The sequence below is a fragment of the Kitasatospora sp. NPDC057198 genome (assembly GCF_042670125.1).
Classification (GTDB): domain Bacteria; phylum Actinomycetota; class Actinomycetes; order Streptomycetales; family Streptomycetaceae; genus Kitasatospora.
In genome coordinates, this window is record NZ_JBHUWH010000331.1 from 1 (window position 1) to 8927 (window position 8927).

General features: G+C 74.5%; 8 protein-coding genes. All 8 read right to left on the reverse strand.

Annotation, left to right across the window (positions count from 1 at the left end; genetic code table 11):
• Positions 1-32 precede the first annotated feature (32 nt).
• The gene (locus tag ACFUEL_RS28795) at positions 33-1724 is read right to left on the reverse strand and encodes a hypothetical protein (protein WP_380239692.1); all 1692 of its coding nucleotides are present in this window, start codon (positions 1722-1724) and stop codon (positions 33-35) included.
• 189 nt (positions 1725-1913) lie between these two features.
• The gene (locus ACFUEL_RS28800) at positions 1914-2612 is read right to left on the reverse strand and encodes a hypothetical protein (RefSeq protein WP_380239693.1); all 699 of its coding nucleotides are present in this window, start codon (positions 2610-2612) and stop codon (positions 1914-1916) included.
• Positions 2613-2774: 162 nt separating this feature from the next.
• Positions 2775-3572 carry a type III pantothenate kinase gene (locus ACFUEL_RS28805; protein WP_014136518.1) on the reverse strand — a complete coding sequence of 266 codons (798 nt, stop codon included), beginning with the start codon at positions 3570-3572 and terminating at the stop codon, positions 2775-2777.
• A gap of 23 nt (positions 3573-3595) precedes the next feature.
• Positions 3596-4567: a carboxylating nicotinate-nucleotide diphosphorylase gene (nadC, locus tag ACFUEL_RS28810; RefSeq protein WP_380239694.1), complete on the reverse strand. Its 972-nt coding sequence runs from the start codon at positions 4565-4567 to the stop codon at positions 3596-3598.
• Between the two features lie 51 nt (positions 4568-4618).
• Complete coding sequence (locus ACFUEL_RS28815; protein ID WP_380239695.1) at positions 4619-6232, reverse strand: L-aspartate oxidase; 1614 nt, start codon at positions 6230-6232, stop codon at positions 4619-4621.
• 16 nt (positions 6233-6248) lie between these two features.
• Positions 6249-6698, reverse strand: a complete 450-nt coding sequence (gene panD, locus ACFUEL_RS28820) for an aspartate 1-decarboxylase (RefSeq protein WP_380239696.1) — start codon at positions 6696-6698, stop codon at positions 6249-6251.
• A 95-nt stretch (positions 6699-6793) separates the two neighbouring features.
• Complete coding sequence (gene panC, locus ACFUEL_RS28825) at positions 6794-7699, reverse strand: pantoate--beta-alanine ligase (RefSeq protein ID WP_380239697.1); 906 nt, start codon at positions 7697-7699, stop codon at positions 6794-6796.
• Positions 7699-8613, reverse strand: coding sequence for a Rossmann-like and DUF2520 domain-containing protein (locus ACFUEL_RS28830; protein WP_380239698.1), 915 nt, complete (start codon positions 8611-8613; stop codon positions 7699-7701). Before ACFUEL_RS28830 ends, panC begins: the two co-directional genes overlap by 1 nt.
• Positions 8614-8927: the final 314 nt, after the last annotated feature.

The following is an 8927-nucleotide window of genomic DNA, read 5'->3' on the forward strand; positions in this document are numbered from 1 at the left end:
CCCGCGCGGGCGGCCCGGGGAACCGGGGGAGGTCACTGCTGGGCGCCCGCCTTGCGGCGACGGGTGACGGCGACCACGCCGCCGCCCAGTGCGACGGCGCCGATGCCCAGGCCGAGCAGGGTGCCGCTGCCCTGGCCGCCACCGGTGGAGGCCAGGCTGCCGCCGGTCGTGCCGCCGGTGCTGCCGCCGCTCGTGCCGCCGGTCGCGGACGCGCTCGGGCTCGGGCTCGGCGACGGCGCGGCCGACGAGGCGTCCGGGGCGGGCGAGGGGGAGGCGGACGGGTCGGTGCCGCCGGTCCCGGTGCCGGTGGACTGGCTCGGCTGCGGGGACGGCGTGCCGGTGGACGCCTCACCGCCGAGGGCGACGGTCACCGCGTCGTTCGCCTTGTTCGGGTCCCAGGGCTTGCCGCTCTCCTGGCCGTCCTCGCCGATCGACGGGAGGGTCACCACGGCGGAGAGCTTCGCGGCCGGGTCGGCCTCGACGGTGAAGTCGAAGGAGGCCCGGTAGCCGTTCTTGATGTAGGCCGAGGTGTCGCAGGTGAAGCTGTTGGCCGGGGCGTTCCGGACGGCCTGGTAGCAGTTGTCGGGCTTCTGCAGCACCTTGGCCTGCGCGGGCAGTTCCACCCGGACCTTGGCCGGGTGGGAGCCGCTGCGCCAGTCGATCGACGCCGGGCCGTTGTTGACCAGGCCGGCGGTCAGCTTGCCCTGCTTCTTGCCCGCCTCGGGGGTCCAGCTGCCGGTGGCGACGAAGTCCGCGGTGTTGGGGACGGCGCCGTGCAGCGAGATGCCGTTGTCGCGCTCGAAGTCGACCACCCCGTTGGGGCCGCTGCTCTGCGGCGCGCCGAGGGCGACCAGCGGGGGAGCGGAGGCCGGGCCCGGGGTGAAGTGGAACTGGCTCATCCACCCGCTCAGGTCCGGCATGGTCGTGGTCACGTGGATGTCTTCGTACGGGTAGTACGCGTCGGCGTCGACCTTGAAGCCGATCGGCGTCAGGGTCACGCTCTGGCCGGCCTCCACCGTCGCGGGGAGGGTGCAGATCACCGCGTCGACGCCGCCGTCACCGCCGGTGGCGTACTGGCAGTTGGAGAACTGCGACTGGAAGGAGTACTCCATCCCGCCGATGAAGGTGAGGTAGAGCTGGGAGGCGGGCAGCTGGCCCTTGTTGGTGATCTTGATCAACGGCTTCCAGACGTCGCCGGGCTTGAGGCCCTCGGCGGCCGGGACGTCGTCGACCACCACGTTGCTGCCGCCGAGGGTCACCTTGGTGTCGGTGGAGGCGGTCGCGCCGTCGAACACCGCGCTGGTGCGCAGGACGGCGGTGCTGCCCACGGCGCGCGGGGTGCCGGCGGGGGCGTACAGGTAGAGGTCGAGGCCCTGCTCGCCGTCGTACATCGTCAGCGTGTCGCAGGTCAGCGTCTGGCCGGTGGCGGTGCAGCGGCTGTCCGGGGTGGAGACCGTGGCGATGCCCTCCAGCGGGGCCAGGTCGACGGTGATCCGGCCCATGGCGGGCTTCGGGTGGTCGGAGAGCGTCAGGTCCAGGTGGATCCGGGTCGAGTTGCTGCCGTGGTCCGGAGCGGTGGAGCCCGGGTCGACCGCGACGGCGTCGGGGGCCTCGATCTTCAGCGTGCTGTCGGCCGCGTGGGCGGCCGGGGCGACGGCGCCGCCCAGGGCGAGCGCGGTCAGGGTGGTGGCGAGCCCGAACGAACGGGAGCGCGAGGTGCGCATGATCCCCCCAAAGGGTTCCGTGTGCACGGTGTGTGCGGGACGACCCTAGGGTGCGGTTTCGGCCACCAGGAGCACTCGAATCGGACACTTCAGGGCAGGGAGGTTCGTATCAGATCGAATCTTTACCAAAACGTTGGCAAACGCATCGGGCCCCCTCCGCTTGGAGGGGGCCCGCGTGGTGACGGTGCGTCAGCCGTCGGTGCCGGTGGCGAGTTCCGGGCGGTTCTCGTCGTCCGGGGGGTCCTGGTGGGGGGTGGGGCGGGAGCGGCGGCCGAAGAGTTCGGCGGGGGTCGGCATCCGGCGGGGCCGGGGGCGGTCGGCCGGGTGCGGGGGCTGCTGGTCGCTCATCGGGAACCGTCCTCCAACGGGGGTGGCGGGCTGGGGTTCGGACGCCGGGCTCGGCACCGCGGCGAGGTGGCGCTGCCCGGAGCCGAGGGAGAGTCGCTCGCGGACCTCGGCCTCGGCGAGCGCGTGGCAGCGCCCGGCCAGGCGGGAGCGGCGGGCCTGCTCGTTCGGTCCGCACGGCTGCCGGGACAGCGAGCGCAGCGCCGACAGGTCCTCGGCGGTGGGCAGGTAGCCGTCGGTGACGGCCTCCTCCAGGCGGTCCAGGTAGCCCCCGGCGCTGCCGGGCAGGGCGGCGCGGTAGCGGGTCAGGTCGGTGAGCATGAAGGCGCGCAGCCGGCCGCCCTCCTGGACCGCCTCGTCGATGGACTCGGTCAGCCGGAGCGCGTCCTGGACGTCCTCGGCCCACAGTTCGCCGGCCGCGGCGGGCATCGGGAGCCGGTCGGGGGCGGCCGGGTAGAGGGCTTGGGCGAGGACACGGCGCAGCACCCGGACTTCATCGGCGCTGAAGGCCATGCCGCCGCGCGATCCGTGTGGCGTTGGCATGGGTCGACAGTACGTGGCGTACGTCCGACTTATGGCGATTGAGGACGTGTTTGTCCCGATTGGCCTATGAGATGGTGCATCCGTTCCCGAGCTGCGGTGGGGGAACGCGACGGGCCCCGGACCCCCGTCCGAGGGGGCCGGGGCCCGGGGGCCGACGGGGCGTCAGGCGGCCGTGGCCGGGCGGTTGCGCTCGAAGATCAGGCGCAGGCCGATCAGGGTCAGCCAGGGCTCGTGCACGTCGATCGAGTCGGCCTCGCCCAGGACCAGCGGGGCCAGGCCGCCGGTGGCGATCACCTGGACGTCGTTCGGGTCCTTGGCGAGCTCCTTGGCCATCCGGTTGACCAGGCCGTCGACCTGCCCGGCGAAGCCGTACAGGATGCCCGACTGCATGCCCTCCACGGTGTTCTTGCCGATCACGTTGCGCGGGCGGGCCAGCTCGATCTTGCGGAGCATCGCGGTGCGGCCGCCCAGGGCGTCCACCGAGATCTCGATGCCCGGGGCGATCGCGCCGCCCACGTAGTCGCCGCGCGCGTTGATCGCGTCGAAGGTGGTGGCGGTGCCGAAGTCGACCACGATGCACGGGCCGCCGTACAGGTGGTTGGCGGCCAGCGCGTTGACGATCCGGTCCGCGCCGACCTCCTTCGGGTTGTCCATCAGGACGTGCACGCCGGTCTTCACGCCCGGCTCGACGATCACCGCCGGCACGTCCCCGTAGTAGCGGCGGGTCACCTCGCGCAGTTCGTGCAGCACCGCCGGGACGGAGGAGCAGATCGCCAGGCCGGCCACCCGGTCGTCCGCCGAGACGATCGGGTGGGCGCCCATCAACCCCTGGAGCAGTACCGCGAGTTCGTCCGCGGTGCGGCGCGGGTCGGTGGAGATCCGCCAGTGCTCGACGATCTCCTCGCCGTCGAACAGGCCGAGCGTGGTCTGGGTGTTGCCGACGTCGATGGTGAGGAGCATGGGGCGCTTTCTGCTTCGAGGGGTCAGGAGCTGCGGAGGTCCAGGCCGATGTCGAGGATCGGCGAGGAGTGCGTCAGGGCCCCGACGGCCAGGTAGTCGACACCAGTCTCCGCGACCTCGCGCGCGGTGGCCAGGGTCAGGCCGCCGGAAGCCTCCAGCTTCGCCCGGCCCGCGACCAGGGCGACCGCCTCGCGCAGCTGCGCGGGGGAGAAGTTGTCCAGCAGGATCAGGTCGGCGCCGGCCGCCAGGACGGGCTCGATCTGCTCGACCGTGTCCACCTCGACCTCGATCGGCAGCTCCGGGAACGCCTCCCGGACGGCGGTGAACGCCTCGGCGACGCCGCCCGCCGCGACCACGTGGTTGTCCTTCACCAGCGCCGCGTCGGAGAGCGCCATCCGGTGGTTGGCGCCGCCGCCCGCCCGCACCGCGAACTTCTCCAGCGCGCGCAGGCCCGGCGTGGTCTTGCGGGTGTCGCGGACCACCGCGCCGGTGCCCTCCAGGGCGTCCGCCCAGGCGCGGGTCGCGGTCGCGATGCCGGACAGGTGGCAGAGCAGGTTCAGCGCCGAGCGCTCGGCGGTGAGCAGGTCCCGGGTGCGGCTGCGCACCGACAGCAGCACCTGGCCGGGGGCGACCGACTCGCCGTCCTCGACGTGCCGCTCGACCTCGAACTCCTCCTCGCAGACCAGCGAGACGACGGCCTCCGCCACCCGCAGGCCGGCCACCACGCCCGCCTGGCGGGCGGTGAAGTCGGCGGTCGCGACGGCCTCGGCCGGGACGGTCGCCACCGAGGTGACGTCCTCGCCGCCGGCCAGGTCCTCGGACAGGGCCATCATCGCCACGTCCTCGACCTCGACCGGGTCCAGCCCGGCGTCCTCCAGCAGTGCGGCGAGCGCCGGGTCGAGCCCGGTCTCGTACTCCTCGCCCTCGCCGCACGCGCAGCCGTCGCCGCAGCCGCCGGACTCGGTGGACAGGAGGGGCAGTTCGGAGTGGGACATGGTGGGGTGCTCCAGTTTCGGCGGTGCGGGGGCGGGGCGGGGAGAGGGGCGTCAGTCGGCGAGCGGGTGGACGACGTGGCGCCGCCAGTGGGCGTCGTCGCGGTCGGGGAAGTCCTCGCGCCAGTGGCAGCCGCGGGTCTCCTCGCGCAGGGCGGCGGAGGTGGTGAGCGCGGTGGCGACCTGGTGCAGGTTGGTGGCCTCCCAGGTCTCCACGGACGGGTCGGCGGCGTCGGCCGGGTCGGCCAGCGCGGCCAGGCCCTTGGCGGTGGCCGCCAGGGACTCCGCGGAGCGGAGCACGCCCGCGCCGGCGGACATCAGGTGCTGGAGCTCGCCGCGGGCGGCGGCGGGCAGCAGCGGCACCGGCGTCGCGGCGTGCGCCGCGTCGGTGGTGACGGTGCGGGCCGGGAGCTTCCCGGCGGCGTTCAGCGCGGCCAGGTCGGCGGCGATCCGCTCGGCGAAGACCAGGCCCTCCAGCAGCGAGTTGGAGGCCAGCCGGTTCGCGCCGTGCACCCCGGTGCAGGCCACCTCACCGCAGGCGTACAGGCCCGGGACGGTGGTGCGGCCGTGCAGGTCGGTGCGGACGCCGCCGGAGGCGTGGTGGGCGGCCGGGGCGACCGGGACCGGCTCGGTGACCGGGTCGATGCCGTTGGCCCGGCAGGCGGCCAGGATGGTGGGGAAGCGGTGCTCCCACATCTCGGCGCCGAAGTGCCGCCCGTCCAGGTACATGTGCCGGGTGCCCTTGGCGTGCATCCGGCGGATGATCCCCTTGGCGACGATGTCGCGCGGGGCGAGCTCGGCCAGCTCGTGCTGGCCGACCATGAAGCGCACCCCGTCCGCGTCGACCAGGTGGGCGCCCTCGCCGCGGACCGCCTCGGAGACCAGCGGCTGCTGGCCCTTGGCGTCCGGGCCGAGGAACAGCACGGTCGGGTGGAACTGGACGAACTCCAGGTCGGTGACCTCGGCGCCGGCCCGCAGGGCCAGCGCGACGCCGTCGCCGGTGGAGACCGCCGGGTTGCTGGTGGCCTCGAAGACCTGGCCCATGCCGCCGGTGGCCAGCACCACGGCGCGGGCCAGGATCGCGCCGACGCCGTCGCGCTGGCCCTCGCCCATCACGTGCAGGGTGACGCCGGCGGCGTGGCCGTCGGCGTCCGTGAGCAGGTCCAGGACCAGGGCGTGCTCGATCAGCTCGAGGCCCGGGTCGGCCTCGACCGCGGCGACCAGGGCGCGCTCGATCTCGGCGCCGGTGGCGTCGCCGCCCGCGTGCGCGATCCGGCGGCGGTGGTGGCCGCCCTCGCGGGTCAGCACGATCTCGCCGTCCTCGTCGAGGTCGAACTCGGCGCCCGCCTCGATCAGCCGGCGCACCGCGTCCGGGCCCTCGGTGACCAGGGTGCGCACGGCCTCCTCGTCGCACAGGCCGGCGCCCGCGACCAGGGTGTCCTGCAGGTGCTGCTCGGGGGTGTCGCCCTCGCCCAGGGCGGCGGCGATGCCGCCCTGGGCCCAGCGGGTGGAGCCGTCGTCCAGCACCGCCTTGGTGACCACCATGGCCCGCAGGCCGGCCTTGCGGGCGTTGAGCGCGACGGTGAGCCCGGCGACGCCGGAGCCGATCACGACCACGTCGGTGATCGTGGTCCAGCCGGGGGCGGGGGCGGTCAGGCGGTACGGCATGGGGTCAGCTGCTCCTTCAGCGCGCGACGGCGTCGGCCGCGTCGTTCGGACCACCGTACGCGGCGTCGCCGCGCGCCAGTCCGCTGCCCTCGGGGGCGTCCGCGGGGTCGCCGCCGAGGCCGGTGATCCGGTTGCGCTCGTCGACGAAGACCACCTTCGGCAGGTACGCCTTCGCCTCGGCGGTGTCCATCTGCCCGTAGGCGATCAGGATCACCAGGTCGCCGGGGTGGACCAGCCGGGCGGCGGCGCCGTTGATGCCTATGACGCCGGAGCCGCGCGGGCCCGCGATGGTGTAGGTCTCCAGCCGGGCGCCGTTGTTGATGTCGACGATGTGGACCAGCTCGCCGGGGAGCAGGTCCGCGGCGTCGAGCAGGTCCTCGTCGACCGTCACCGAACCCACGTAGTGCAGGTCGGCCTGGGTGACGGTGGCCCGGTGGATCTTGGACTTGAGCATGGTGCGGAACATGGGGTCACGCCTCCTGTGAGTGCATGCCTGGTGGTGCCTACCAGTGGTGGACGGGCGGCCGGGCCCTCGGGAGCCGGCCGCCCCGGGCGTCCGGGTCAGCGGACGATGACGCTCACGTTGTCGATCAGCCGGGTCGAGCCGACCCTGGCCGCGACGGCGAGCACCGCCTCGCCCCGGAAGTCGTCCGGCGCCTCGGTGAAGGACAGCGGATCGATCAGGGCGAGGTAGTCGGGGGAGATGCCGTCCGCGCCCTCCAGCACGGCGGCGGCCGCCTCGCGGACGGCCTTCGGGCCCTGCGCGCCGGCGTCCCGGCCGGCGAACAGGGCGCGGGAGAGGGCGAGCGCCCGGGTGCGCTCGGCCTCGGAGAGGAAGCGGTTGCGGGAGGACAGCGCCAGGCCGTCCTCCTCGCGGACGGTCGGGACGCCGACCACCTCCACGTCGAAGTCCAGGTCGGCGACCATCCGGCGGACGATCGCCAACTGCTGGGCGTCCTTCTCGCCGAACACCGCGAAGTCCGGGTCGGTGATGTGCAGCAGCTTGGCGACGACGGTCAGCATCCCGTCGAAGTGCCCCGGGCGGGACGCGCCCTCGAAGCCCTCGCCCATCGGGCCCGCCGAGAGCCGCACCAGCGGCTCCCCGTTCGGGTACATCTCGTCCACGGACGGGGCGAACACCACGTCCGCGCCCATCTCCTCGGCCAGCGCGACGTCCTCGTCCAGCGAGCGCGGGTAGCGGTCCAGGTCCTCGCCCGCGCCGAACTGCAGCGGGTTCACGAAGACCGTCACCGCGACCCGGCCGTCCCCGCCGACCTGGCGGCGGGCCTCGCGCACCAGCGCCGCGTGGCCCGCGTGCAGCGCGCCCATGGTCATCACCACGGCGTTGTCCACCGGCTGCTCGTCCGGCCAGAACGCGGCCTCGAACTCCTCCACGGTGCGGGTCAGCACCGCCTTGCGGACCTTCGCCGGCTTCGGGGCCTTCGCCGGGCGCCTGTCGCGTGCCATCAGTGACTCTCCTCGTTCAGTACGTCCAGCAGCGCCGCCGCCGGCTCCGGCTTCAACGTGCCGCCCGCCACCGCGCGCTGCGCGGTCGCCCGCGCCATCGCCCGGTACGCCTGGCCGATGTCCGGGGTCACCGTAGCGAGTCGGTCCAGGTGCTTGCGCACCGTCCCGACGTCACCGCGGGCCACCGGGCCGGTCAGCGCCAGGTCGCCCGAGCGCAGCGCGTTGTCCAGCGCCGCGCCCAGCAGCGGGCCGAGCATCTGGCCGGGCTCGGCGACACCCGCGGCGCGCAGCAGCTCCATCGCCTGCGCGACCAGCGTGACCAGGTGGTTCGCGCCGTGCGCGAGCGCCGTGTGGTAGAGCGGCCGGACCTCCTCCGGGACCCAGGACGGCTCGCCGCCCATCTCCACCACCAGCGCCTCGGCGACCGGACGCAGCTCCTCCGGCGCGGTCACCCCGAACGGGCAGCCGGCCAGCCGGGCCACGTCCACCGAGGTGCCGGTGAAGGTCATCGCCGGGTGCAGCGCGAGCGGCAGCGCGCCGGCGCGGGTGGCGGGCTCCAGGACGGCCACGCCGTGCGCGCCGGAAGTGTGGACGAGCAACTGGCCGGGGCGGACGGCGCCGGTCGTCGCCAGCCCCTGCACCAGATCGGGCAGGACGTCGTCCGGGACGGTCAGCAGCACCAGGTCCGCGGCGGCCATCACCTGCGGCGGCGTCACCAGCCGGACGCCGGGCAGCAGGGCCTCGGCGCGGCGGCGGGACGCGGCGGAGACGCCGGACGCGGCGACCACGCGGTGGCCCGCGAGCTGCAGGGCGGCGCCCAGGGCGGGGCCGACGCGACCCGCGCCGACGACACCGACGGCGAGCCGGGCGGGGCGGTTACCGGGGTCGGAGGGGTCTCCGAAGTCGGGCAGCACTCTTCCGTTCCAGTCCTCTAGGGGTACCAGACGTACCGGTCAATGGTACGGGGGTTTTCCGTCCGCCCACCCACCCGTGCGCCGACAGCCCGCGTGAGCGGTGGGGCGGGAGGGCGTCGGTGCGGGTGGGGTCGGGTGCGGTGGGGTGGGTGGTTGAGCGCGCAGTTCCTCGCGCCCCTGGCGGGGCGGGGAGGGGGAGGGTTGGGGTGCCGGCAGCCTGCGTGAGGGGTGGGGCGGGAGGGCGTCGGGGCGGGTGGGGTCGGGTGCGGTGGGGTGGGTGGTTGAGCGCGCAGTTCCTCGCGCCCCTGGCGGGG